Genomic DNA, 23004 nt, shown 5'->3' with positions numbered 1-23004 from the left:
GGGCGGCGACCCCATTCTCAACCCGCCCCGGCCGTTCTAAAGGCGAAGCCATGGACAATTTCACCCTGCGCGACGGCACGCTCCATGCCGAGGATGTCAGCCTGCCCGCCATCGCCGATGCGGTCGGCACGCCGGTCTATGTCTATTCGACCGCCACCCTCGAACGCCATGTGCAGGTGTTTCGCGACGCCGTGGCAGGGCTGGGCAAGGGCGAGCCGCTGGTCGCCTTCGCGGTAAAGGCCAATCCGAACAAGGCGGTGCTGGCGACGCTCGGCCGCGCCGGCATGGGCGCCGACGTGGTGTCGGGTGGCGAGCTGTACCGCGCGCTCGACGCGGGCATGGACCCCGACAAGATCGTGTTTTCCGGTGTCGGCAAGACGGCGGACGAAATGGCGCAGGCGCTCGCCGCCGGCATCGGCCAGTTCAACATCGAATCCGAACCCGAACTCGACATGTTGTCCGCGGTCGCGACGCGTCTGGGCAAGGTCGCGCAGATCGCCATCCGGGTGAACCCCGACGTGATCGCCGGCACCCATGCGAAGATTTCGACCGGGGGCAAGGAGAACAAGTTCGGCATCGACTACCACGCCGCGCCCGCCGCCTACGCCCATGCCGCGTCGCTGCCGGGGATCAAGGTGCGCGGCGTCGCGGTGCATATCGGCAGCCAGCTGACCGACCTCGTGCCCTTGGAGGCCGCGTTCGGCCGCGTCGGTGCGCTGATCGCCGAATTGCGTGCCGGCGGCCATGACATCACCCATGCCGATCTGGGCGGTGGGCTGGGCGTCCCCTACGACCCCGCCAAGCCCCTGCCGCCGTCGCCCGCCGCCTATGGCGAAATGGTCGCGCGGGCGACCGCCGGCTGGGATGCGCGGCTGATGTTCGAGCCGGGCCGGCTGATCGTCGCCAATGCCGGGATGCTGGTATCGCGCGTCATCCGCGTGAAGCAGGGCGCGACCGCGCCGTTCGTGGTCGTCGATGCGGCGATGAACGACCTGCTGCGCCCCAGCCTGTACGACGCCTATCACGACATTCGCGCTGTGACCCCGACCGGGGAGCGTGCGGTGACCAATATCGTCGGCCCGGTGTGCGAAACCGGCGATACCTTTGCGCTGGGCCGTGAAATGGACGTGGTCGCCGCCGACGATCTGGTCGCGTTCATGACCGCCGGCGCGTACGGCGCGACCATGGCTTCGACCTACAACTCGCGCGCGCTGGTGCCCGAGGTGCTGGTGGCCGGGGATCAGTTCGCGGTGGTGCGCGAACGGCCGCCGATTCAGGCGCTGGCAGAGGCCGACCGCCTGCCGCCCTGGCTGTGAACGGACTGCCGATCCTGTTGCGTACCGCCGGGCGCAGCGTGATCCTGGTCGGGGAGGGGGAGGCGGCCGATGCCAAGCGTCGCCTGCTCGAACGCAGCGGCCTGACCATCGTATCCGATGCCTCCGACGCCCGGATCGCGGTCGTCGCGGTCGAGGATGACGCCGAGGCCCGCACCGCGATCGACGCGCTGAAGGCGCGCGGCATCTTGGTCAACGCCGTCGACCGGCCGGACGATTGCGACTTCACCCTGCCGGCGATCGTCGACCGTTCGCCGATCCTGATCGCGATTTCGACCGGCGGTGTCTCGGCCGGGCTGGCAGCGGCGATCCGGCAAAGGCTGGAGGCGATGCTGCCCGCCGACGTCGGGCGATTGGCCGAAGGGCTGGGCGCGGCGCGTGCGGCCCTGCGCGCCCGCTTTCCCGATGGCGGCGACCGGCGGCGGGCGATCGGCGCGGCGATCGCCGCCGGCGGCCCGCTCGACCCGATGGTGCCGCACGCCGACGAGGCTGTTGCGCAGTGGCTGGCAGGAGCAAGACAAGTTGCCGGCCGGGTGGAGACGATCCGCCTGCGCTCGGCCGATCCCGACGACCTGACCCTCCGCGAAGCCCGCTGGCTGGGGCAGGCCGACCGCATCCATCACACGCCGCACGTCCCGGCCGTGATCCTCGACCGCGCTCGCGCCGATGCGGTGCGGATCATGGGGCCGGTCCCGGCCGATCCGCTCCCCGGCCTGACGATCGACCTCGCATGAAGTGTCGCGCATGGCATATCGATGGGGGCAGGGCGACGCCGATCGACCCGCTGGCGGCGGTGGACACGACCGGTGGCTTCGTGTGGATTCACCTGCACGGCGATGGCGATGTCGTCGCGGCATGGCTGCGCACCCACGCCCATCTGCCCGACTATGTCATCGACCCGCTGACCGCCGTCGAGACCCGCCCGCGCTGCGACGCGATCGGCAGGGGGGCGTTCGTCAACCTGCGCGGCCTGTCCGACGACCAGCTGACCAGCGCCGATCCGCTCGCCTCGGTCCGGCTCTATGCCAGCGCGGGGCGGGTCCATTCGGTGACCCGGCGCAAGCTGACCGCGTTCCACACCGTCGTCGAAGAGGTCGAGGGTGGCGGGGTGGCCGATCCCGGCGACCTGATCGTCGCTTTCGCCAGTGCGATCACGGAGCAACTCGACCCGCTGATCGCCGATCTGGGCGACACGCTCGACGAATGCGAGGAGGCATTGGACCCGACTCGCATCTTCGAACAGCGCCGCGCCGTGACCCATACCCGCGTCCGCGCGATCGGCTATCGCCGGTTCCTCGTGCCGCAGCGTTCCGCACTCGAAAAGCTGGGGCAGTTGCCCGGCGACTGGCTGCAAGCCGATGACCGGCTCCACCTCGCTGCCGCTGCCGACCGTGCCGCGCGCATGGCGGAGGAGGTCGATTCGATCCGCGAACGCGCCGCGCTGATCCACGAGACACTGACCGACCTGCGTGCGGAACAGCTCGATCAGCGTTCGCTCCAGATCGCGATCGTCGCGATGGTGTTCCTGCCGCTGACCTTCGTGACCGGGCTGCTGGGCATGAATGTGAAGGGGATACCCTTTGCCGACGAACCCTGGGCCTTTGCCGGGGTGGTCGCGCTGTGCGTCGCGATGAGCGCGGCGATCGTCGCGTGGTTCGTGCGCAAACATTGGATCGGGCGCTAGGGTCTGATCCACTTCCGTGGAAGCGGTGCCGGCCCGCTCCCCTACCCGACCACCGCTGAATGGGCGGCCGGACAGGGGAGCGGGCCGGCACCCCCCGATCCGATTTCAGGGGCGGTTCAGGCGGCGCGACCGAAGGCGTCGTCGTCCTCGTCCGGCCCACCGTGCGTCAGGTCGAGTGCGAAGCCGCGCGCCCGCGCCTGCTGCTCCATGACCGAGTTGCTCTTCGCCTTCGGGGCAGGAGCCGCCTTCGCCCGACGGGCTGCCGGCTTGCGGCTGGCCGCAGGCTTGCGGGTGGTGACGGCATCGCCGATGTTGAAGAAGGCAATGCTCTGCTGCAGTTCCTCCGCCTGGCTGGCCAGTTCCTCGGAGGTCGAGGTGATCTGTTCGGATGCCGAGGCATTCTGCTGCGTGACCGTGTCGAGCTGTTGCAGCGCTTGGTTGATCTGGCCCGCGCCGATATCCTGTTCGCGGCACGCGGCGCTGATTTCCGATACCAGTTCGGCCGTCCGGCGGATATCGGGCACCAGCTTGGTCAGCATTTCGCCGGCCTGTGCCGCCGCCTGCACCGTGTCGCCCGACACCGCGCTGATTTCGGCAGCGGCGGTCTGGCTGCGTTCGGCGAGCTTGCGCACTTCGGAAGCGACGACCGCGAAACCCCGGCCATGTTCGCCGGCACGCGCCGCCTCGACCGCCGCGTTCAGCGCCAGCAGGTCGGTCTGGCGGGCGATCTCCTGTACGATGCTGATCTTCGCCGCGATGGTGCGCATCGCCTCGACCGCCTTGTCGACCGCGACACCGCTGGCTTCGGCATCCTTCGACGACTGACGTGCGATCTTTTCGGTCTGCGCCGCATTGTCGGCATTCTGTTTGATGTTGGCGGCCATCTGCTCCATCGAAGCGGATGCTTCCTCGGCGGCGGCGGCCTGTTCGGTGGCGCCCTGCGACACCTGTTCCGACGACGCCGAAAGCTGCTGGCTGCCGCCCGCGACATTGTCCGCCGCGCTCGAAGCATCGCCGACCACGACCCGCAGCCGTTCGACCATCGACACCAGCGCATGGCCCAGCTTGTCGCGGTCCGACAACGGCGTGTGGTCGACGGTCAGGTCGCCCTGCGCGATCTGGTCGGCCAGCGTCGCCGACTTGCGCAGGCCACCGACCATCGTCACCAGCGCATGGCCCAGCCGGTCCTTGTCCGACAGCGGAACATAGTCGACCGACAGGTCGCCGACCGCGATGGTGTCGGCCAGCGTCGCCGATTTGCGCAGGCCGTCGGTCATCGCGACCATGGCATGGCCCAACCGGTCCTTGTCCGACAGCGGCTTGTGATCGATCGACAGGTCGCCCTGCGCGATGGTGTCGGCCACGCCCGCGGTCTGGCGCAGATTGCCGACCATGTCGTTGAGTGCGGTGGTCAGCAGCCCGACCTCGTCGTTCGACTGGACGGTGGCGGTCTGCGACACGTCGCCCTGTGCGACTGCCTCGGCAAGGTCGGTCGCCTGGCGCAGGTTGCGACGGATTGCGTTGGTGACGACCCAACCCACCGCAGATGCGATGGCCAGTGCGACCAGTGCCACGATCGCCATCACCCAGTTCAGCATGCGCGACAGCGCGGCGCCGTCGGCGCGTGCGGTCTCGGCGGCCTTCAGCTGATAATCGGACAGGTGGCCGATCCCCGCCGTGGTCGGGTCGATCCCGGCATACATCTCCGTATCGGCGAAGCGGGCCAGCGCGGCGCTGTCGTGCGCCGCGATGATCGCGTTCAGCCGCGCCACCGCCTGGTCCGACTGATTCATGTTCTGGCGGACCTGCGTCACGACCGACCGTTCCTCGTCGGTCAGGTCGGTCTGCATATAGGCCGACCATTCGCGGTCGATCGTCCGCTTCGCCTCCGCCACCGACGTGCTGGCCTGTGCCCAGTCGAGCTTGCCGGCGCGCAGCTTGTGCGTGGTGTCGACGATGTTGATCGCATAGGCGTCCGACACCGCCTTCAGCTGGCGGACCGGTACCAGGCGGTCGTCATAGATCGACGTCATCGCGCCGGTCAGCGCGTTCATCCCGTAAAAGCCGGCACCGCCGATGATCGCCGCGATGGCGATCCCCGATGCGAGCTGGATCGTCAGGATCCTGGTCCCTATGGAGGTAAATTTCGTGCCGGCAGGTTTCATGGATTGCGTCCCCAAATCTCGCGGAAAGGGTACGCAGCGCGCCTTAAAGTGACGTAAACATACCGTATACCATTGCCAGTAAACGGTTTTGGGACGAAGCGCCCGAGTCGCTCAGCGAGCGACGAAGCCGATCATCTGTTCGACCATCAGCCGCAACTGTCGATCGGCCTTGTCGATCGCGCCGTCCTCGACGGTGTTGATCGCCACGCCGACCGGGGTCGGCCATCCGCGCAGCGCATGGGCGACGGTGCGCAGCGTCGTCATCGTGGCGACCGCCGCCTGCCACCCCGCCGCCGTCGCGACGATGCCGATCGGCATCCCGTCGAAATAGACTCGGTCGTCGCGGCGCAGCAGCTCGACATGGTCCAGCGCATTCTTGACCAGTCCGGACAGCGTGCCGTGATAGCCCGGCGACCCGATGATGATCCCGTCGGCATCGCGCAGCGCGCGCAGGAACGACTGGATCCGCGGATTGCCGCCCGCCGCTTCGGGTTCGTAGTTCGGGAAATCGATCGCCGGCCCGGTCAGCAGCGTGGTTCGCGCGCCCAGCATCGCGGCATGGGCCAGCGCCCGCTCCAATGCGGCGGCGGTCCCCGAAGTCGGGCGCAGCGTGCCCCCCAGCGCGACGATATGCGGTTGCTTCATGCGCGCACCGCTAGCGGATCATGGCGGCCGATGCCACCGTTGAGAAGGGGGGAGCGCGCCACGTCCGGCTATCGCCCCCATCGGCCACGATCGAGGGAACGATCCTATCGCGGCCGGACCGCTTCCCATGCCTCGGCGATATCGGTCAGCGACGCGGCGGCGTTCAGGAACGGCTGTGCGTCCTGCCCGATGCTGGCGTTTACGATCTGTTCGCGCAGGCCCGTGTAGAGCCGCGACAGCGTCTGCGACAGGTCGCCGCCCTTCTCGTAATCCAGCCCGGCTTCGAGCGCGAACAGGATCGCGGTCGCGCGGGTCACGCGCTCGCCTTTCATCGCATATTGGCGGTTGGTCGTCGCCCACGCGGCCGACCGCAACGCGCGGATCGCCTCTTCGTACAACAGCGACACCAAGGCGTGCGGATCGGCCCCGCCGGTGCGCGCGGCCAGGTCGACCGATCGATAGGTCTGGGCGGGATCGCCCGCGAGCGCGGTGGCATAGCGGGTCATTATTCGCTCCGCGTCCACATCTTGATCTGGTTTTCCATGAAGGTCTGTCGCGCCTTGTACGCGGCGACGCGCGCTTCGGACGCCGCGAACTGCTGCGTCATGCGGGTCGATGTCACTTCGGTCTGTTCGGCGACCTTGGCCTGTTCCTTGGCCAGATCGGCCTGCAGGCCGGCATAGCGCTTGTCACTGGCGCCAAGGCCCAGCGTCGTGCTCTTCGCGGTGGCGGCGATGCGGTTCAGCGTCGCGGGCAGGCTGCTGCCGGTCGTACCGTCGCTGCCGGTGCCGGCGGCGAACATCGCTTCCACCGCGCCGGGATTATTGGCGAGTGCCGACGACAGCATCTTCGCATCGACGCGCAGCGATCCGTCGTTGTTGGTCGCGATGCCGATCGATGCCAGCGTGGTCGGGCTGCCGTCCTTGGCGCCGGTCAGATCGGTCAGGGTCAGCTTCTGCAGTGACCGCTTCATCGCCATCGCCGCCGGATCGGCGCGCAGGTCGCCGGTGATCGGGTCGGTCGCCTTGTTCACCGACGTCAACATCTGGTTATAGGCGGCGACCACGTTGTTGACCGCCTCCTTCAGCGCATCGGTCGGCGTCGACGAACTGAGCGTCACCGGACCGTCGGTCGTCACCGCCTTCAGCTCCAGCTTGACCCCGTCCGCGCCGGTGATGGTGTTCGATGCGCTGACCATCGGCACGCCGTCGACGCTGAACACGGCATTGCCGGCGCGGGTCACGACCTCCGCGCCATCGGTGGTGTTCGAATCGAAATCGACGTTCAGCCGCTCCAGCCCGGTGCTGCCCGAATCGTTCGTCGCGGTGACGGTGAAAGCCTGGTTCGCGCCGTCGGTGCTGCGCATGACGAGGCGCTGGCCATTGGCGTCGGTCACGACGCTGGCGGTGACGCCGGCCTTTGCGGCGGTGATCTTGTCGGCGACCTTTTGCAGCGACATGGCGTCGCTGGCCGTGATCGTGATCGCCGGGATGGCGGTGCCGTTCGACGTGAACTTCCCGTTCGCATCGACGCTGCCCAGTTGCAGCTGGATCGTGCCGGACCCGACCGATCCGGTGGTGCTGAACGATTCCTTGGTCACCGCCACCTGCGGCGAGGCGAGGCGCGCGACCGACACGCTGGCGTTCAGGCTCGTCACCTTCGCGCCGCTGGTCAGCGATGCCTTCACCGCCGGCCCGCTGCTGCTCAGCTGGGTGGTGAGACCGCCCGATTCGGCCAGCGCGGTCAGCGCCGTGGCGAATTCGGTAATGCCCGATTTCAGTTCCGACACCGCCGATACCTGCGCGGTCAGCGTTTCGGCCTGCCGCGTCAGCCGGGCGTTCCTGTTGGCGAACTGCGCATCGACCAGGCTCTTGACCAGTGCGGTCGTATCGACGCCCGATCCGGCGCCCAGCGCATTGGCGAGGTTTGGAGTCGTCGCCTTGCTCGTGGTCGTGGTCGACGTCTTTGCCGTGGTGGCGCTGGCCGTCGCACTGGTTGTCGTGATCGCCATCGCTGGTCCCCGGTCCGTCTCCCCCATCCAACGGCACGGCGTGGCGAATCTTTAGGAGATTTTTACCGCCAGATTGCCGTTCTCGTCATAGCGCGCCTCGGGCGGCACGGTCACCGGCGGCTGGATGCCGCCCGCCTGCCGGTTGACCCCCATGACGAACGCCAGGACGGTGGCGATGGCGAGGTACAGGTCGTCGCGAATCTCCTGTCCCTGCCGGCTGGTATAATAGACCGCACGGGCCAGCTGCGGATATTCGAGCATCGGCACCTTCGCCTCCGCCGCCAGTTCGCGGATGGCGAGCGCGGTCGCGCCACGCCCCTTGGCGACCACCACCGGCACCTGATCGCGCCCATGTTCGTAGCGCAGCGCGACCGCGAAATGGGTCGGGTTGGTCAGCACGACCTGTGCCTCGCCCACCGCCGCCTTGAACCCGCCCTTCAAAATCTCGTGCCGGCGCTGGCGGATCTGCGCCTTCACATGCGGATCGCCGTCGCTTTCCTTATGCTCGTCGCGCACTTCCTGCTTGGTCATCTGCAGCCGCTGCATCCGCTGGAAGATCGCCAGCGGCACGTCCAGCCCGGCGATCAGCACCAACCCGCCGGCCATCACGAACAGCAAGGTGAGGAAGGTGCCGCCCAGATCACCGACCGCCTGGTCGACATTCGACGACACCAGCCCGACCGAACTGACCGCCGCCTTCTTGAGCATGACATAGCCGATCGCGCCGAGCAGGATGACCTTCAGCAGCGACTTGCCCAGTTCGATCCAGCCCTGCGTGCCGAAGATGCGCTTCATCCCCGATGCCGGATTGATCCGCGACCCCTTGGGGGCCAGCGCGCCGCCGTTGAAGCGGATGCCGGTCAGCCCCGCCTGCGCCAGGATGCTGGCCGATACCGCGAGCGCGAGGATACCGCCCAAAGACGGCAGCAGCTTCCACCCCGCCTCGATCAACGGGCGCCAGGGCTGGAAATCCTCGACATCCGCTCGGCCGAAACGGAAGCTGGCGGTCATGATCGCCTTGCACGCCCCCACCAGCGAGGGACCGAGCAGCGCAAGCCACGCGCAGCCCGCCAGGATCACCAGCGCCGCGCCCAGCTCCTTGGACTTGAGGATGTCGCCATCTTCGCGCGCCTTGTCGAGGCGCTTCTGGGTTGGGCTTTCGGTTTTGTCCTCGCTCACCTGACCCCTCCCAGCACCAGCGTATTGGCGGCGTCCAGCGCCTCCTGCACGATGACCAGCATATAGTCGGTCATCGCGGGCAGGGCGACGAACAAGGCGACCACGCCGACGAACAGGCTGGCCGGCAGACCCACCGCGAACAGGTTGAGCGCGGGGGCCGAGCGCGACAACATCCCCATGACGAGGTTGAGGCACAGCAGCAGGAACCCGACCGGCAGCGCCAGCAACAGCCCCGACAGGAACGCATAGCCGCCGAAGATCGCGATATTCTCCAGCTTGGCGGGCGACAGCCACGCGGCACCCGGCGGCAGCAGCTCATAGGAGCGCACGATCAGGTCGATCAGTAGCAGATGCCCGTCGAGCGACAGGAACAGCAACGTCAGCAGCACCGACAGGAAGGTGCCCAGCGCCGGGCTTTGCGCGCCATTCTGCGGATCGACCATCGCGGCGAAGCCGATGCCCATCGAAATGCCGATGACTTCGGCGGCGATGACCGGGGCGGCGAATGCGATCTGCAGGACGAGGCCGATGGCGAGGCCGACCAGCCCCTCCGCCGCGATGCTGAGGAAGGTGGTGAGCGAAAACACCTCGGTCGGAATGGCGAAGGGCTGGGCTTTCAGCACCAGCACCGCGATCGCGCCCGATAGAAGCACCCGCACCTGCACCGGCATCGCCACCGCCCCGAACACCGGCGCGACGATGAACGCAGCGCCGATGCGGACCATGGTGAAGAGCAGCGCCCAGAGCTGCGGCTCGACCGCGAGGCCGAGGCCTAGCATGGGGCGAATGCCCGCGACGCGACCCAAGCGCGCACTCGTGTCCCCGCGCAGGCGGGGACCCAGGGCCACGAACGCCGACGCCCGCGACCCTGGACCCCCGCCTGCGCGGGGGTACGGCGGAAGGTGGCACATACCACGCGTCCAAACACGTCACCCCAGCGAAGGCTGGGGTCTCCCTCGTAGGCACCGCGACGCTGGACTGTGAGAGACCCCAGCCTGCGCTGGGGTGACGTGCGTGGCGCGCAACCGACCAAACCCACCCCGTCATTCCGGCGAAAGCCCGAATCGACGGACACGACCGCCATCGACGAAGCGCAACCGTCCCCCCATCCATGGATTCCGGCCTCCGCCGGAATGACGGACGGCGAGCGGTAAGCGCCCCCCGCAATCACCGCACCAAATCCGGAATCCGCTCGAAAATGCTCGTCGTGAAATCGCTCAGCAGCCCGAGGATCATCCCCCCGAACACCGCCAGGCTGATGCCGACCACCGCCAGCTTCGGCACGAACGACAGCGTCTGTTCGTTGATCGACGTCGCCGCCTGGATCATGCCGAGGATCAGGCCCGACAACAGCGCCGGAATGAGAATGGGTGCCGCGACCAGCGCCAGCACCCACATCGCCTCGCGCGCGACGGTCATGAAATAGCCTGCGTCCATAACGCTAACTCACGAAAGAGGCGGCAAGGCTGCCCATGGTCAGCGCCCAGCCATCGACCAGCACGAACAGCAATAGCTTGAACGGCAAGGAGATGATCGTCGGCGACAGCATCATCATGCCGAGCGACATCAGGACCGTCGCCACCACCAGGTCGATGACGATGAAGGGCAGGAAGATCAGGAACGCGATCTGGAACGCGGTCTTGAGCTCGCTGGTGACGAAGGCTGGCAGCAGGATCGTGAACGGCGTGTCGGCGGGCGTCGCGATCGGGCCGATCTTGGCCATCTGCGCGAACATCGTCACGTCCTTGGTCCGGGTCTGCTTCAGCATGAACGAATGCAGCGGCAGGCTGGCCGCCTCGATCATCTGGGTCGAACTGATCTGTCCGGCGGCATAGGGTTTGATCGCGGTCTCGTTGATCCGCCCGATCACCGGCGACATCACGAACAGCGACAGGAACAGCGACAGGCCGATCAGCACCTGATTGGGTGGTGTCTGCTGCAGGCCCAGCGCCTGGCGCAGTACCGCCAGCACGATGATGATCCGGGTAAAGCTGGTCATCATCAGCAGGATGCCGGGCAGGACCGACAACAGCCCCATGATGATGAGGATCTGGAGGGACAGTGCCATCGGCGCGTCGTTCTTGCCCCCCAGCTGCCCCAGCGCGCGGTCGAGCGCGTCGGCCGCCCCCGGCGTCGGCGCGGGCGCGGCGGGCACGCCCTGCGCCATCGCCGGCATGGCGAGGAACAGCATCAGCACGATGCCCACCACCGCCAGCGCGACTTCGAACCGCCAGTGCGGCAGCGTGCGCGCCGGGCGGCGGACTTTCACTGTCTGCGCCGGCACGGTCGCCATCGTCCGCCGGCGCGCGGCGGCGATCGGCGACGGCCGATACCGCATTTGCGACAATACCGGCGCGAGCTTCCCCCCCAGGACGCTCACTTGTCGCCCCGGTCCAGCAGCGTGACCCCGTTACGGCTGACCGATACCAGCAGCAGCCGGTCGTCGAATTCCAGCACCGCCAGCTTGGTGCCGGTCGACACCATCATCGTCTCGCGCACCTTGACCAGCCGTTCGCCCTGATTGCCCGGCATCCGCGCTTCCAGCCGGCGCCACAGATACAGGCAGCCGATCATCAGCCCGCACACCAGCGGCAGCAGGATGACCAGCTTCAGGATGTACGACCACATCATCAGCGGCTGACCCGCTTGTCCGGGCTGACCAGTTCGGTCATGCGCACGCCGAAGCGGTCGCCGACGGTCACGACCTCGCCGCGCCCGATCAGCGTGCCGTTGACGAACACGTCGAGCAGTTCGTTCGCCGCCCGGTCCAGCTCGATCACGCTCTGCTCGCTCAGCGCCAGCAGTTCGCGCAGTGTCAGCTGAGTCGACCCGATCTCGACGGTCAGGCGGACGTCGACATCCTGCAACAGCTTGAAATTGGCGGCGAGCGACGCTTCGGCGGGGAAGCCGCCGGTCATCTCGTTCATTGGAATTCCTCTTCGAAACCGGGGTCGATGGAGTTGAGCTTGATCGCGGCCTGTCCGTTGGCGGTGCCGACCGTGCCGGTGCCCAGCCGTCGGTTGGCGACCCAGACCGGCACCTGCGGGCCGAAGCTGATCGGGATGATGTCGCCCTCCTTCAACTCCAGCAGCATGGCGAGCGACACGACCGGTTCGGCCAGTACCGATCGCACCGGCAGCTTCACCGACATGACCGCGCGGGTCAGGCCCGACAGCCATTTCGGGTCGGGCGCGCTCTTGCCGTGCACCTTGGTCGACAGCTGCGGTGCATGGGGCTTCAGCGCCGCCACGGGGTAGAGGATGTCGATGAAGGTCGGCTCCGCCTCCCCCGCCGCGATGCCGAACCGGGTCGCGATCACCGCGTCCTCGCCATCGATCGCGCCCATCATCGCCGGGTTCGATTCGGGATTGCCGGGTTCGAAGCCGATGCCGGCCAGCGGCCCCCATGCCTCGCTTAGCGGTTGCGCGATCGCCCCCGCCAGCCGCCGCAGCATCGCCTCGGCCGCCGGCGAGAACTCGATCGGCAGCGGCGAGGGGGCCTCGCCGAACCCGCCGAAGAAGATGTCGAGCACTTCGAGCAGGAACGCGCCGTCGAACACGATGATCGCCGGGCTTCCCCCGGTCGACAGCGTCATCGGCACCCATCCGGTCAGCCGGTCCTTGCGCCGGGCCTGGATATAGCCCGCGAATCGATCCACCTCGACCGGTTCGGCCCAGCTGCGCACGCCCCGGCGCAGCAGCGGCTCGAACACCTGTCGCATCGATCGCGCCATCCGTGCGGACAGATGCTCCAGCGCATGGAGGTCGCCGAACGGATTGAGGTTCGCCACGCCGAGCGTCGGCACGTGCGACGCCGGGGGATTCCGGCGGCTCCGTTCGCGGCGCTCGGGCGCGGAGGTGGATGGCGCGTTAACCATGCGCGTTTACTGAACGACAAATTGGGTAAAATAAACGTTACCGATGCCGCCAAAGCCCTCTTTCTGCTCAAGTGTGTCGTTGATGGCCTTCTTGATCCGCAACGACAGCTGTTTCTTGCCCTCGGCGGTGAACACCTGATCCTCGGTCGTCTCGCCCAGCGCCAGCAGGATCGCCGAGCGAATCGCGATCTCATGGGTCTTCAGATTGTCGAGCACCTTGTGATCGTAGGAGGTCGAGATGGCGACGCCGACCTGGATGAAATGCGTGCTGTCCGCCAGGTTGGAGGTGAACTCCTTGTCCATCGCGTAATAGCTCGACGCATAGCGGTCGCCGCCTTCCATCTCGGGGGTCGGACGGCCGCCTTCGCCGTTATTGGCGGCTTCGCCGCCACTTTCGCCGCCTTCGCCACCGCCGCCATGGCCGCCGCCCTCGCCGCCGCCTTCCGCGCTGGCCTTCACTTCCTCGGACTTGGGCACCAGCTTGGGCAGGTCCTTCTTGACCTCCTCATGCTCGCTTTCCTTGCCGTGCCCGCCGCCGATCAGGCCCGACGAGCTGGCATATAGCCCGGCGCCTACGCCACCGCCCAGCAGGACGATGACGCCGACCGCCATGACGATGATCTTGCCGAGCTTGCCCTTCTTCTTGGCCGGTTTCTCGTCCGGCGATTCCTTGTCGCTCATGTCATGCTTCCTCAGGCGATACGATCATCGGATCGGGTGGTTTGGGTGTCTGCTCGTGCGGCGGACCGCGGCGCGCGGGGGGCGGGATTGCCCTGATCCTGCGCCTGGCGCTGCGACTGCTGCGACTGTTGCTGCGTGCCAACATCGACCTGCATCCCGCCCAGCTTCAGCCCGCGGGCCTCGGCCATCTGCAACAGGCGCGGCTGCGCATCGGCCAGCAGGCGGCCGGCATCGGCATTGTCGCTGTTGAAGTGGACATGCAGCTTGCCGTCGTCACCGGTGCGGATCGCGACCTCGACATCGCCCAGCGCGTCGGGCGACAGGCGGATGCGGGTCTCGCCGCTGCCGTTCGTGCCGCTCGCCTCGCGCAGCGTCTCTATCCGGTCGATCATCCCCTCGATCCATTGCGGCTGGCGCGTGTCGAGCGCGGGGTTCGCGGCATGGGCGGTCGGCGCGACCGGGCGCAGCACGGCGGCGTCGGGCGCGGCGATGGCGCCGGTCGTCGGGATCGCCGGATCATCGTCCCGCCGTGCGCGTGGCACCTGCGTGTCGCTGTCGCGCAGCATCGCGTCGGCCACGACCGGGGCGACACCCGCCACCGGAACGGCGTCGCGGCGCGTGACCGGCGGCATCGCTGCGGGCACGTCGACCTGCGCATCCACCGGCCGGCGAGCGGCGGGAAGAACGCCCTGACCATCGTCCAGGGTCGCATCCGGGACCGGTGCGGTGTCCGGCACCGGAACGCCGGCAATCCGCGTGACCGGCGGCGCGGCAACGGTGGGCTGGGTCGCAGCAGCGGCAACCGAGACGGCGGGCGCAGTGGCATCGCTCGCGATCGGCTGACGATCGGTGTTTGCTGCCGCGGGCGGTCGGAGGTTGCTCGGCCGGGCGGCGATCTCGGTCGCGGCTTCACGGTCGATCGGCTGACGATCGACGAGCACTTCCGCCAGCGGCACGGGATTGCCTGAGTCGGCGACCGGGATAGGCGTTGCCGTGCCGCGTTCGACCACCGCGTCGGCGTTCGGCGCAATGCCGCGCGACACAGGAGCGGTCGGTGCGAAGCCGGTCCGCGTCATCGGCCGGGAAAGGCGGGTTGGCGATGGCATCGTCGGAGTTTCGGCCGGACGCAGCACCGCGTCGGCGGTCGGCTTCCGGGCGGGTTGCCCGACGTCGATGGTAACCGGCGTTGCCGCTGCATCGGCAGGCATGGCCGGCGCGACGCTAGGCATTTGCGGTGTAGCGGGAGCCGTCATCGCCAGCGGCGCTTCGTCGACCGGCAACAGATCGACCATCGCCCCGGCCAGCCCATCCGGTGCCACCGCAGCAACCGGAGCGATACCGGCGGTCCGCACCGCATCCGACCCGGTCGAGCGAACGAAGGACGGCGCGATCGCCGCACGACCGGGCATCGGCGTCGCGGATGTCTGGGGCGGTACGACCGCGGATGCAGCGGCGGTGGCGGGTGGCCGGACGATCGACCCGGCGCTTCGGGCGGGAGCGGCGGCCATGGGCACGACCAGCGGCGCGCCGTCCACGACCGGCGGCACCACGACATGCACCGGCACCGGCTGATCGGTATCGAGCGCAGTCACGACGCCGATCGCCGGTTCGGCGACTATGGCGTCCCGATCGCTATCGGCCGTCCGATCGATTGTCGCGGCAGCCGCGCGACGGGTCTCGGCCGGGGGGAGGGCGGCATCGGTCCGCTTCGCCGATCGCATCGTCGATGCCTTGCCCGATACCGGTTCGGCGGCAACGACCTCGCCCATTTCGATCACCATCATCGCGGCGGGCGTCGGGCCATCGCCCGACGCGGTGACCGGATCGCCGGCCTGCACGGTCGCCTGCACGGCGGCGGGCAACAGGATCGCGTCGGCCGGTGGCGGCACGATTACCGGTGCGGCAACGACCGGCACTGCGGCCTCCGCGGCCGGTTGTTCGGGATCGGTGCCGTCCTCCTGGCTCTCTGGGCCGGCCGTGTCGGGCGTCGCGGTCTCGGCCCGCTTCGCGCGCGGCGGAGTCATCGCAAAGCGGGTCGGCACCGGCATGGGCAGCGCGCGGGCGACGACCTCCTCGGCACGCGGCGGGGTCTCGACCGTTTCCTTGTCGGGCAGCGCGCCCGCCAGAACGCCGATCGCCGCGGCGGCCACCAGCACCGGTGCGATCTGCTCGATCGGCGTCGCCACCGGCGCAGCGGCTTCCTGCGGTAGCATCAGCACTGCCTCGGTCGCCGACACCGGCAGCGGCGGCGCGATGGGTGCCGTAACCTCGACCGGCGCGACCGGCGTCAATGGCGTGGCAAGCGTTACCGGCAAGGCGTTGCCGGTCGGGGCAGTACCCTGCCGCTCCCCCGCAACCGGCATCGCTTCGGCATCGCCCGCCGGCACCATTCCCGCGATCAACGCCGCGAAATCGCCGGTCAGCGGGCCGACGAGCGGCATTGCCGGCATCGCAAGCGGTGAGGTGGTGCTGGAAAGGGCCGAGAGCAGGGTCATAGGTCGATCCGTCGAAGCGTTCGACCGGTCGATCAGCAAGGATCGTGCCGATTGAGACGGCGGACCGGCGGCGCGTTTTCGAGCGCGCGCAACTCGCGCAACGCACGGGCGGCATGGGCGCGCTCCAGCAGCTTTTCGACCGCGCTCTGGTCGCGCTTGGCGGCCATGGTCGCGGACTTGGCGCGGGTCAGCCCGTCGTCGGCCTGTGCCACGCGATGTTCGACGACGCGCGCGGTCGCGTGGAGTTTCTCGCGATAATGGGCGGCGGCGCCCAGCGTCTGTGCGCTCGCGCTGGGCGTCGGCACCGGCGACACCGCCTGCGCCAGATTAAGGATACGGTCGCGCAGCGCGATCTCTTCCGCCACGCGGGCGGCGGCGCGGGCCTCTTCGGCCTGGGTGAGGTTCAGCTGCATGGTGCGCACCCGCAGCACGCGGGCGAGGCGCTTGGCCCTGTCAGCCACCGAACACGCCCACCAGCTCGGCGACGGCATCGTCCAGCGACACGACCTCGTCCGAATCCTGCTTCACATATTCCATGACCGCCGGATGCGCGGCCAGCGCCCCGTCGATCGCGGCATCGGTGCCGGGGCGATAGGCCCCCATCAGCACGAGATCGCGATTCTCCTCGTACGTCGCCAGGTGCCGGCGCAGCACCCGCGCGGCGGCCAGATGCGGCTTGTCGGCGATGTCGGTCATCACGCGGCTGACCGACGGCCCGAGGTCGATGGCGGGATAGACGCCGCGCTCGGCCAGCTGGCGGCTCAGCACGATATGCCCGTCGAGGATCGACCGCGCCGAATCGACCACCGGGTCGCTATTGTCGTCGCCATCGGCCAGCACGGTATAGATGGCGGTGATCGACCCGCCGGTGCGCACGCAAGTGCCCGCGCGTTCGATCAGCCCCGGCAGCATCGCGATGGCACTGGGCGGATAGCCCCGCGCCGACGCCGGCTCGCCCAGCGCCAGCCCGATCTCGCGGCCGGCATGCGCCACGCGGGTCAGCGAATCGATGATAAGCAGGACCTTCTTGCCCTGTTCGCGAAACGCCTCGGCAATGGCGGTCGCGCGCAGCGCGCCGCGAATGCGCAGCACCGGCGAATGATTGGCCGGCACCGCGACCACGACCGAGCGCGCGCGGGCATCGCCCTTCAGCTTGGTTTCGAGGAAGTCCGACACTTCGCGGCTGCGCTCGCCGATCAGGCCGACGACGATCACATCGGCCTTGGCGGCGCGGACCATCATGCCCAGCAGCACCGATTTGCCGACGCCGGAGCCAGCCATGATGCCGACGCGCTGGCCCTGGCCGATCGTCAGCAACCCGTTGATCGCGCGCACGCCCACGTCCATCGGCTCCAGCACGCGGCCGCGGTCCAGCGGCGACTGGATACGTCCGGCCAGCGGCCAGCGACCCGCACCGCGGATCGGGCCCTTGCCGTCGATCGGCTTGCCCGCGCCATCGACCACCCGGCCCAGCATCGCGTCGCCGACCTCGGCCTCGCCCGGCTTGTCGCCCGGCCGCACCAGCGCACCGGGGAGCAGGGGCGCGGGTCCGCCCAGATTCATCATCAGCGTCCGGCCGTTGCGAAAGCCGATCGCCTCCGCCTCGACCATGCCGCCATCGCCGGTGCCGACCTGGCACACGGTGCCGACCGGCAGCGACAGCCCGACCGCTTCCATCAGCAGCCCGTCATAGCTGGCGAGCTTGCCCGCCACCCGCGCACGCGGCCGGAAATCGGTCGGGGCCAGCGCACCCAGATAGTCGTCGGTGAAACGGTTGAGCATCAGCGGGGCACCGGTACGGTTTCGATCGCCGCGCCCAGCTGTTCCAGCCAGAGCGAGGGACCGTCCTCGACCACGGTCGAGGCGGATTCGAGGATGAAGCCGCCGCGCTCGACATGGGCGTCGGCGACGGGAAAGACGGCCTTGGGCAGCTTGCCCTCGACGAGCGGCATGTCGGCCTCGTGCATCCTCAGGATCGCGGATTCGGCACCGTCGGCCAGCAGGTCGGCGGCGGCGTCGATCCGTTCGATCAGGTGGTTGGCCGATACGCCGACCTCGCCCACGATCTGGCGGACCAGCGTCAGCACCGTCGCGCGCAGCCGCTCGGCCATCGCTTCACGGTCGATATGGGTCGCGGTGCCCAGCGCCTCGGCCAGCTTCCCCAGCAGCGCATGGTCGCGCGCGGTGTCGGACTGGCTGGCGGCGGCAGCGGCGGCCAGCCCCTCGGCATAGCCTGCCGCATGGGCTTCGGCGACCGGGTCCAGCGTATGGACGCTTTCCTCGACGACGGTCGAGAACGGGTCCCAGCCCTCGGTCGGGTTGCTGTCGGGATCGGCCGGGCGGAAATGCCTTGGGCCGGACGGCTGCACCGGTTCGGCGGCCATGCCGAAATCGGCGGGGCGCACGGGGATGACGCCGGTCGCCGCGAACGGATCGGGCGCACCGAAGGCGCGGGCCAGGATATCGGCCGCCGCGACATGGCGGCTGGCGAAGCCGGCGACGAAGCCGGTCGCGGGCGCGGGGGAGGCGGCGCTCTCAAACATAATCGTCGTCGCCGCCGCCCATCATGATCGTCCCGTCCTTGGCCAGCTGGCGCGCGATGGTGATGACGCCCTTCTGCGCGTCCAGCACCTCGGCCAGCTTCATCGGCCCGCGCGCCTCCATCTCGTCGCGGATGCCGTCGGCGGCGCGCGCCGACATGCAGCCCAGGAACCGGCCGCGCGCATTCTCGTCGACGCCCTTCAGGGCGCGGACCAGCAGGTCGCTGTCGACGTTGCGGATCAGCACGCCCAGATTCTTGTCGTCCATCTCCAGCAGGTTGTCGAAGACGAACAGCTGGTCCTCGATCTGGCGGGCAATGTCGCGGTCGATCTTGGCCAGTTTCGGCATGACCCGCGTCTCGGTCGCCTTGCGGCCCGACGACAGGATCTTGGCGGCGTCCTTCGCCCCGCCCAGCTGCACGCCGCTGCCCGAACTGCGCCCGGTCGAGCGGCGCGACAGCATCGACTTCAGCGTTTCGATCGCCTCCGGCGTGATCGGGCCGAGCTTCGCGATACGGTGCAGGATCTGCGGCTGCGACGCTTCGGGCAGTCCTTCCAGCACCTGCGCGGCGATGGTCGCGTCGAGATTGGCGAGCAGGACGGCGGCGATCTGCGGATGTTCGTCCTTGATGAGGCTGACGATCTCCGATGCGTCCATCCAGTCGAGCAGCTCGATCTGGCATGCGGTCTCCACCGGCGTGATCTTGGCCAGCACGCTCTCGGCCTTGTCGGCACCCAGCGCACGGTTCATCACCGTTTCGATGTGCGGGCGCGGGTCGAAGCCGACCGTGGTGCGCTCGCGGGCCTTTTCGACGAAATCGTCGAGGACCACGGCGACCTCGTCCTCGCTGACATCGGCGACGCTGAACATCGCCTTGCCCAGCTGCTGGACCTCTTCCGGCTCCAGCTTCTGGAGGATGGCGGCGGCTTCCTCCTCGCCGACCAGCATCATCAGGACGGCGGCGCGTTCGACGCCGGTCTGGATACGGACGGGCGCGTTCACTGCTTGGCGTCCGACTGGATCATGTCGCGGACGGCCAGCGCGGCGCGCGTCGGATTGTCGCGGGTGAAGCCACGGACCAGCCCGACCCGGTCGTCATAGCTGGTGGCGGTTTCCAGCATCTCCATGCTCACCGGTTCCGGCCCGGCCGGGGCGGCCAGCGCGGCCTTTGCAGCGGCTTCGGCGGCTTCGGCGGCGGCGATCCGGGCCGTTTCGGCGGCGGCATCGGCGTTGCGCTTTTCGTTCATCGCCTTGACCATCGGGCGGACCCCCATGAACAGCACCAGCAGCGCGATGATGAGCGCGGTGCCGTTGCGGGCGGCCAGCGGCACCCAGTCGGCATCGTACCACGGGCGGGCGACATCGGTCGCGACCGCATCGGGCGAAAATTTCCGGCTGATGACCGTGACCGTGTCCTGGCGCTGCTGGTTATAGCCGACCGCCGCCTTCACCAGGTCGTTGATCTGCTGGATCTCGGCCGGGGTGCGCGGCTTCGCCCCTTCGGGTTCGCGCAGCAGCACGGCGACCGACAGGCGACGGATCGAACCGGGGGCGGCACGGGTCACCGACACTTCCTTGCCCAAATCATAGGCGCGGTTGAAATTCTCGCTGGTCTTGACCGGCGCGGGAGCACCCGGCGCGGTACCCGGCTGGACCGTCGCACCGGCGGGGCCGGGGGTCGCGGTCGCCAGCGTCGATGCGGCGGGTGGGGTGTTGGCCAGTGCGCCGGGCACGCCGCCGGGGGTGGTTTCGCCGGGCGTATTGCCCTGCCAATTACCCTGTTCGGCGCGGACGACCCCCTGCTTGTCATAGCTTTCGCGCGTCGCCTGGCTCTGGTCCAGATCGACATCGGCCTGGATTTCGGCCGAGAAATTGCCGGCACCCAGCAGCGGGGTCAGCAGCGTGTTGAGCTGCGCGCGATATTTGTCCTCGATGCGGCGCTGATAATCGATCCGCTCGTCCGACAGAGTCGATCCTTCCGACCCGTCGGTCGGCTTGCTCAGCAGCGCGCCCATCTGGTCGATGATCGTCACCTGATCGGCCTTCATCCCCGGCACCGAACTGGCGACGAGGTTGACGATCGAGCGGACCTGCGCCTGCGTGAGGCTCCGACCGGGTTCGAGCCGGACGATGACCGAGGCGGAGGGCTGCGCATTGTCGCGCACGAAGACCGAGGATTCGGGCATCGCCAGGTGGACGCGGGCGTCCGCCACCGACTCGATCTCGCCGATCGACTTGGCCAATTCGGTCTCGCGCGCCTGGCGCAGCCGCTCGCCCTCGACGGCGCGGCTGACGCCCATCGGCAGCTGGTCGAGGATGGCGTATCCGCCCGGCGCGGCCTTGGGCAGGCCTTGGCCCGCCAGCAGGATGCGCGCGCGGTGGTAATCGTCCTCGGCGACGGTGATCCCGCCCGAATCGTCGACATGGCTGGTGATCTTCGCGGCGGAAAGCGCGTCGACCACCGCCTGCTTGTCGCTGTCGGGCAGCTGCGGGAACAGCGTGCGCTGGGGCGGGGTGGCCAATGCCATCCAGGCGAGCGCCGCCGACAGGACGAGCCCGACGATGAAGATCATCGGCAGGCTGCGCTTGACGGCGGGGTTCTTCATGATCCCGCCGATCTGGGTCAGCGGGTTGGCGAACTTGGTCGCGGGGGCGGCGGGAACGCCGCCTGCACCGGTGGTGGCGAGTGCGTTTTCCATATCAGACCGGCATGCTCATGATGTCCTTGTAGGCGGACAAGAGTTTGTTCCTGACCTGCATCGTGGCTTCGAAGCCGACCGATGCCTGCTGGCGGGCCATCATCACCTTGGCGATGTCCACGGTCTCGCCGCGTTCGTACATCGCCGACAATTCGCTCGCCTTGTTCTGCTGCGCGTTCACGCCCTTCAGCGCGTCGCCCATCGCATCGGCGAAGCTGGTCGGCTTGGCCGGTTCGGCCTGTACCGGGGCGGTCGCGACCTGCGCATTCGCCTTGGACAGGGCCTGGTTGCGTTCGAGGATCTGCGCACGCAGCGCCATCACCCGGTCGACGCCCATCGCGCCGCCGACACCGCCGACGCCGCTCATGCCGACGCCGCCATCGACTGGGTCGCGGGTGCGGCGAGCAGCTCGCCGGCCTCACGCGCCTTGGCGAGGCGGTAGCGCAGCGTCCGCTCCGAAATGCCCAGCCGCTTCGCGGTTTCGATCCGGTTGCCGCCGCATTCCTCCAGCGTGCGGCGGATCGCCGCGAACTCGTGGATCTGGACGATGTTGGTCAGCGTCGCGGCGACCGGCTCGACCGCCTGCGGCACGGTGGCAGCGGTGGCGGCCGGAACGCTCGCCCGGTCGAACACGATATCGTGCGCCTCGATCCGGTCGCCCATGCCCAGCAGCAGCGCGCGCTGGATCACATTCTCCAGCTCCCGCGCATTGCCCGGCCAGTCATGGCGGCCGAGCATCGCCAGCGCCTCGTCCGAAATCCACGGCAGGGTCCCGCGCATTCCGGCATGGCGCACCACCATCGCGGCGGCGAGCGCGGCGATGTCGCCCGGCCGGTCGGCCAGCGCGCGGGTGGTCAGCGGAAAGACGCTGAGGCGGTAATAGAGATCGGCGCGGAAGCGGCCGGCGGCGACTTCGTCCTGCAGGTCGCGATTGGCGCAGGCGACGACGCGGACATCGACCGCCTCGGCCTGGGTCGCGCCGATCGGCACGACTTCGCGTTCCTGCAACACGCGCAGCAGCTTGGCCTGCAGCGGCAGCGGCATTTCCGCGATTTCGTCGAGCAGCAGCGTGCCGCCATGCGCCGCGCGGAAAAACCCTTCGCCCGCCGCGCCCGCGCCGGTGAACGCGCCCTTCACATGGCCGAACAGCATCGCTTCCAGCATGGTTTCGGGCAGTGCCGCGCAGTTGATCGCGATGAACGGGCCTTCGGCACGGTTGCTCTCGGCATGGATGGTGCGGGCCAGCACTTCCTTGCCGGTGCCGGTCGGGCCGTTGACCAGCACGGTGATGTCCGCCCCGGCGACCCGGCGGGCCAGCGCCTGCAGCGCCAGGCTTTCGGGGTCGGCGGCGACCGCCTCGTGCCGACCGCACAGCAGCGCGGCGGCAAAGGCATGGGCCAGCTCGGTATCGGCATGGGAATAGGACAGGCGGGCCGGGCGGCCTCCTTCGAACGGGGTGGCGGAGGCCGGACCGTCGGCCAGCACCAGCGTGCGCGCGGCGATCGGCGGCACTTCGCCTTCCATCACCAGGAACACGTCGTGCGGCCCCGGCTTCTGCCCGGCATTGGCCAGCGCAAAGCCCTGCGCACGCAGCGACGAGACCAGCGTAAACTTCGACGCGAGCACGGCGGCGGATGGATAGATCGAGCGCATTGTTTCGGACATTCCCCCTGAACGGCACCCTTTTGCCGGC

General features: G+C 68.7%; 23 protein-coding genes. 3 read left to right on the top strand and 20 right to left on the bottom strand.

Annotated elements, in window-relative coordinates:
* The first annotated feature begins 50 nt into the window (after positions 1–50).
* From lysA to MF609_RS08745, 3 genes are read left to right on the top strand one after another with little or no spacing between them, the layout of a single operon-like run.
* On the top strand, positions 51–1316 hold the full coding sequence (gene lysA / locus MF609_RS08755) for a diaminopimelate decarboxylase (protein WP_242415920.1): 1266 nt from the start codon (positions 51–53) through the stop codon (positions 1314–1316).
* On the top strand, positions 1313–2068 hold the full coding sequence (locus tag MF609_RS08750) for a precorrin-2 dehydrogenase/sirohydrochlorin ferrochelatase family protein (protein WP_419723075.1): 756 nt from the start codon (positions 1313–1315) through the stop codon (positions 2066–2068). The genes lysA and MF609_RS08750 overlap by 4 nt, the downstream gene beginning before the upstream one ends.
* Positions 2065–3018 (top strand): CorA family divalent cation transporter, encoded by a 954-nt coding sequence (locus MF609_RS08745; RefSeq protein ID WP_242415919.1) that lies wholly within the window; start codon positions 2065–2067, stop codon positions 3016–3018. The genes MF609_RS08750 and MF609_RS08745 overlap by 4 nt, the downstream gene beginning before the upstream one ends.
* Positions 3019–3134: 116 nt before the next feature.
* Here MF609_RS08745 and MF609_RS08740 read toward each other — a convergent pair whose 3' ends face one another.
* The 20 genes from MF609_RS08740 to MF609_RS08645 form a co-directional block, all read right to left on the bottom strand.
* Positions 3135–5183 (bottom strand): HAMP domain-containing methyl-accepting chemotaxis protein, encoded by a 2049-nt coding sequence (locus MF609_RS08740; protein ID WP_242415918.1) that lies wholly within the window; start codon positions 5181–5183, stop codon positions 3135–3137.
* Positions 5184–5294: 111 nt separating this feature from the next.
* A complete protein-coding gene (locus tag MF609_RS08735) occupies positions 5295–5828 on the bottom strand; it encodes an NADPH-dependent FMN reductase (protein WP_242415917.1) in 534 nt (177 codons plus the stop codon).
* Between the two features lie 104 nt (positions 5829–5932).
* Positions 5933–6334 carry a flagellar export chaperone FliS gene (gene fliS, locus MF609_RS08730; protein ID WP_242415916.1) on the bottom strand — a complete coding sequence of 134 codons (402 nt, stop codon included), beginning with the start codon at positions 6332–6334 and terminating at the stop codon, positions 5933–5935.
* Positions 6334–7839 (bottom strand): flagellar filament capping protein FliD, encoded by a 1506-nt coding sequence (gene fliD, locus MF609_RS08725; RefSeq protein WP_242415915.1) that lies wholly within the window; start codon positions 7837–7839, stop codon positions 6334–6336. Before fliD ends, fliS begins: the two co-directional genes overlap by 1 nt.
* A gap of 51 nt (positions 7840–7890) precedes the next feature.
* Positions 7891–9018: an EscU/YscU/HrcU family type III secretion system export apparatus switch protein gene (locus MF609_RS08720; RefSeq protein ID WP_242415914.1), complete on the bottom strand. Its 1128-nt coding sequence runs from the start codon at positions 9016–9018 to the stop codon at positions 7891–7893.
* Positions 9015–9797: a flagellar biosynthetic protein FliR gene (fliR, locus tag MF609_RS08715; RefSeq protein WP_242415913.1), complete on the bottom strand. Its 783-nt coding sequence runs from the start codon at positions 9795–9797 to the stop codon at positions 9015–9017. The genes MF609_RS08720 and fliR overlap by 4 nt, the downstream gene beginning before the upstream one ends.
* Before the next feature lie 388 nt (positions 9798–10185).
* A complete protein-coding gene (gene fliQ / locus MF609_RS08710) occupies positions 10186–10455 on the bottom strand; it encodes a flagellar biosynthesis protein FliQ (protein WP_055758396.1) in 270 nt (89 codons plus the stop codon).
* A 4-nt stretch (positions 10456–10459) separates the two neighbouring features.
* Positions 10460–11311, bottom strand: a complete 852-nt coding sequence (gene fliP, locus MF609_RS08705; RefSeq protein WP_419723076.1) for a flagellar type III secretion system pore protein FliP — start codon at positions 11309–11311, stop codon at positions 10460–10462.
* Positions 11312–11394: 83 nt separating this feature from the next.
* Entirely contained in the window at positions 11395–11649 is a 255-nt protein-coding gene (locus tag MF609_RS08700) for a FliO/MopB family protein (RefSeq protein ID WP_055758399.1), read from the bottom strand.
* Entirely contained in the window at positions 11649–11945 is a 297-nt protein-coding gene (fliN, locus tag MF609_RS08695; protein ID WP_242415911.1) for a flagellar motor switch protein FliN, read from the bottom strand. The genes MF609_RS08700 and fliN overlap by 1 nt, the downstream gene beginning before the upstream one ends.
* Positions 11942–12823 (bottom strand): flagellar motor switch protein FliM, encoded by an 882-nt coding sequence (locus MF609_RS08690; RefSeq protein WP_336944518.1) that lies wholly within the window; start codon positions 12821–12823, stop codon positions 11942–11944. Before MF609_RS08690 ends, fliN begins: the two co-directional genes overlap by 4 nt.
* 78 nt (positions 12824–12901) lie before the next feature.
* Entirely contained in the window at positions 12902–13576 is a 675-nt protein-coding gene (locus tag MF609_RS08685) for a flagellar basal body-associated FliL family protein (protein WP_242415909.1), read from the bottom strand.
* A gap of 11 nt (positions 13577–13587) precedes the next feature.
* Positions 13588–16071 (bottom strand): flagellar hook-length control protein FliK, encoded by a 2484-nt coding sequence (locus MF609_RS08680; protein WP_242415908.1) that lies wholly within the window; start codon positions 16069–16071, stop codon positions 13588–13590.
* A 32-nt stretch (positions 16072–16103) separates the two neighbouring features.
* Entirely contained in the window at positions 16104–16532 is a 429-nt protein-coding gene (locus tag MF609_RS08675; protein ID WP_242415907.1) for a hypothetical protein, read from the bottom strand.
* The gene (locus tag MF609_RS08670) at positions 16525–17853 is read right to left on the bottom strand and encodes a FliI/YscN family ATPase (protein WP_242415906.1); all 1329 of its coding nucleotides are present in this window, start codon (positions 17851–17853) and stop codon (positions 16525–16527) included. Before MF609_RS08670 ends, MF609_RS08675 begins: the two co-directional genes overlap by 8 nt.
* Positions 17853–18614, bottom strand: coding sequence for a FliH/SctL family protein (locus MF609_RS08665; RefSeq protein ID WP_242415905.1), 762 nt, complete (start codon positions 18612–18614; stop codon positions 17853–17855). The genes MF609_RS08670 and MF609_RS08665 overlap by 1 nt, the downstream gene beginning before the upstream one ends.
* Positions 18607–19614 carry a flagellar motor switch protein FliG gene (gene fliG / locus MF609_RS08660; RefSeq protein WP_242415904.1) on the bottom strand — a complete coding sequence of 336 codons (1008 nt, stop codon included), beginning with the start codon at positions 19612–19614 and terminating at the stop codon, positions 18607–18609. The genes MF609_RS08665 and fliG overlap by 8 nt, the downstream gene beginning before the upstream one ends.
* Positions 19611–21311 carry a flagellar basal-body MS-ring/collar protein FliF gene (fliF, locus tag MF609_RS08655; RefSeq protein WP_242415903.1) on the bottom strand — a complete coding sequence of 567 codons (1701 nt, stop codon included), beginning with the start codon at positions 21309–21311 and terminating at the stop codon, positions 19611–19613. Before fliF ends, fliG begins: the two co-directional genes overlap by 4 nt.
* 1 nt (position 21312) lies before the next feature.
* The gene (gene fliE, locus MF609_RS08650) at positions 21313–21678 is read right to left on the bottom strand and encodes a flagellar hook-basal body complex protein FliE (protein ID WP_242415902.1); all 366 of its coding nucleotides are present in this window, start codon (positions 21676–21678) and stop codon (positions 21313–21315) included.
* Positions 21675–22964, bottom strand: coding sequence for a sigma-54 interaction domain-containing protein (locus MF609_RS08645; RefSeq protein WP_242416016.1), 1290 nt, complete (start codon positions 22962–22964; stop codon positions 21675–21677). The genes fliE and MF609_RS08645 overlap by 4 nt, the downstream gene beginning before the upstream one ends.
* Positions 22965–23004 lie beyond the last annotated feature (40 nt).

The organism is Sphingomonas panni (assembly GCF_022664435.1).
Taxonomy (GTDB): domain Bacteria; phylum Pseudomonadota; class Alphaproteobacteria; order Sphingomonadales; family Sphingomonadaceae; genus Sphingomonas; species Sphingomonas panni.
This window is presented reverse-complemented; position numbering and strand designations above follow the sequence as displayed.

Bases quoted from the DNA above. Each gene is read 5' to 3' on its own strand.
- fliD (WP_242415915.1), bottom strand. From the start codon at position 7,839: ATGGCGATCACGACAACCAGTGCGACGGCCAGCGCCACCACGGCAAAG.
- fliS (WP_242415916.1), bottom strand. From the start codon at position 6,334: ATGACCCGCTATGCCACCGCGCTCGCGGGCGATCCCGCCCAGACCTAT.
- fliQ (WP_055758396.1), bottom strand. From the start codon at position 10,455: ATGGACGCAGGCTATTTCATGACCGTCGCGCGCGAGGCGATGTGGGTG.
- fliE (WP_242415902.1), bottom strand. From the start codon at position 21,678: ATGAGCGGCGTCGGCGGTGTCGGCGGCGCGATGGGCGTCGACCGGGTG.
- fliF (WP_242415903.1), bottom strand. From the start codon at position 21,311: ATGGAAAACGCACTCGCCACCACCGGTGCAGGCGGCGTTCCCGCCGCC.
- fliR (WP_242415913.1), bottom strand. From the start codon at position 9,797: ATGCTAGGCCTCGGCCTCGCGGTCGAGCCGCAGCTCTGGGCGCTGCTC.
- fliN (WP_242415911.1), bottom strand. From the start codon at position 11,945: ATGAACGAGATGACCGGCGGCTTCCCCGCCGAAGCGTCGCTCGCCGCC.
- MF609_RS08670 (WP_242415906.1), bottom strand. From the start codon at position 17,853: ATGCTCAACCGTTTCACCGACGACTATCTGGGTGCGCTGGCCCCGACC.
- MF609_RS08700 (WP_055758399.1), bottom strand. From the start codon at position 11,649: ATGATGTGGTCGTACATCCTGAAGCTGGTCATCCTGCTGCCGCTGGTG.
- MF609_RS08645 (WP_242416016.1), bottom strand. From the start codon at position 22,964: ATGCGCTCGATCTATCCATCCGCCGCCGTGCTCGCGTCGAAGTTTACG.
- MF609_RS08680 (WP_242415908.1), bottom strand. From the start codon at position 16,071: ATGACCCTGCTCTCGGCCCTTTCCAGCACCACCTCACCGCTTGCGATG.
- MF609_RS08735 (WP_242415917.1), bottom strand. From the start codon at position 5,828: ATGAAGCAACCGCATATCGTCGCGCTGGGGGGCACGCTGCGCCCGACT.
- MF609_RS08665 (WP_242415905.1), bottom strand. From the start codon at position 18,614: ATGTTTGAGAGCGCCGCCTCCCCCGCGCCCGCGACCGGCTTCGTCGCC.
- MF609_RS08745 (WP_242415919.1), top strand. From the start codon at position 2,065: ATGAAGTGTCGCGCATGGCATATCGATGGGGGCAGGGCGACGCCGATC.
- lysA (WP_242415920.1), top strand. From the start codon at position 51: ATGGACAATTTCACCCTGCGCGACGGCACGCTCCATGCCGAGGATGTC.
- MF609_RS08740 (WP_242415918.1), bottom strand. From the start codon at position 5,183: ATGAAACCTGCCGGCACGAAATTTACCTCCATAGGGACCAGGATCCTG.
- MF609_RS08685 (WP_242415909.1), bottom strand. From the start codon at position 13,576: ATGAGCGACAAGGAATCGCCGGACGAGAAACCGGCCAAGAAGAAGGGC.
- fliP (WP_419723076.1), bottom strand. From the start codon at position 11,311: ATGGCGACCGTGCCGGCGCAGACAGTGAAAGTCCGCCGCCCGGCGCGC.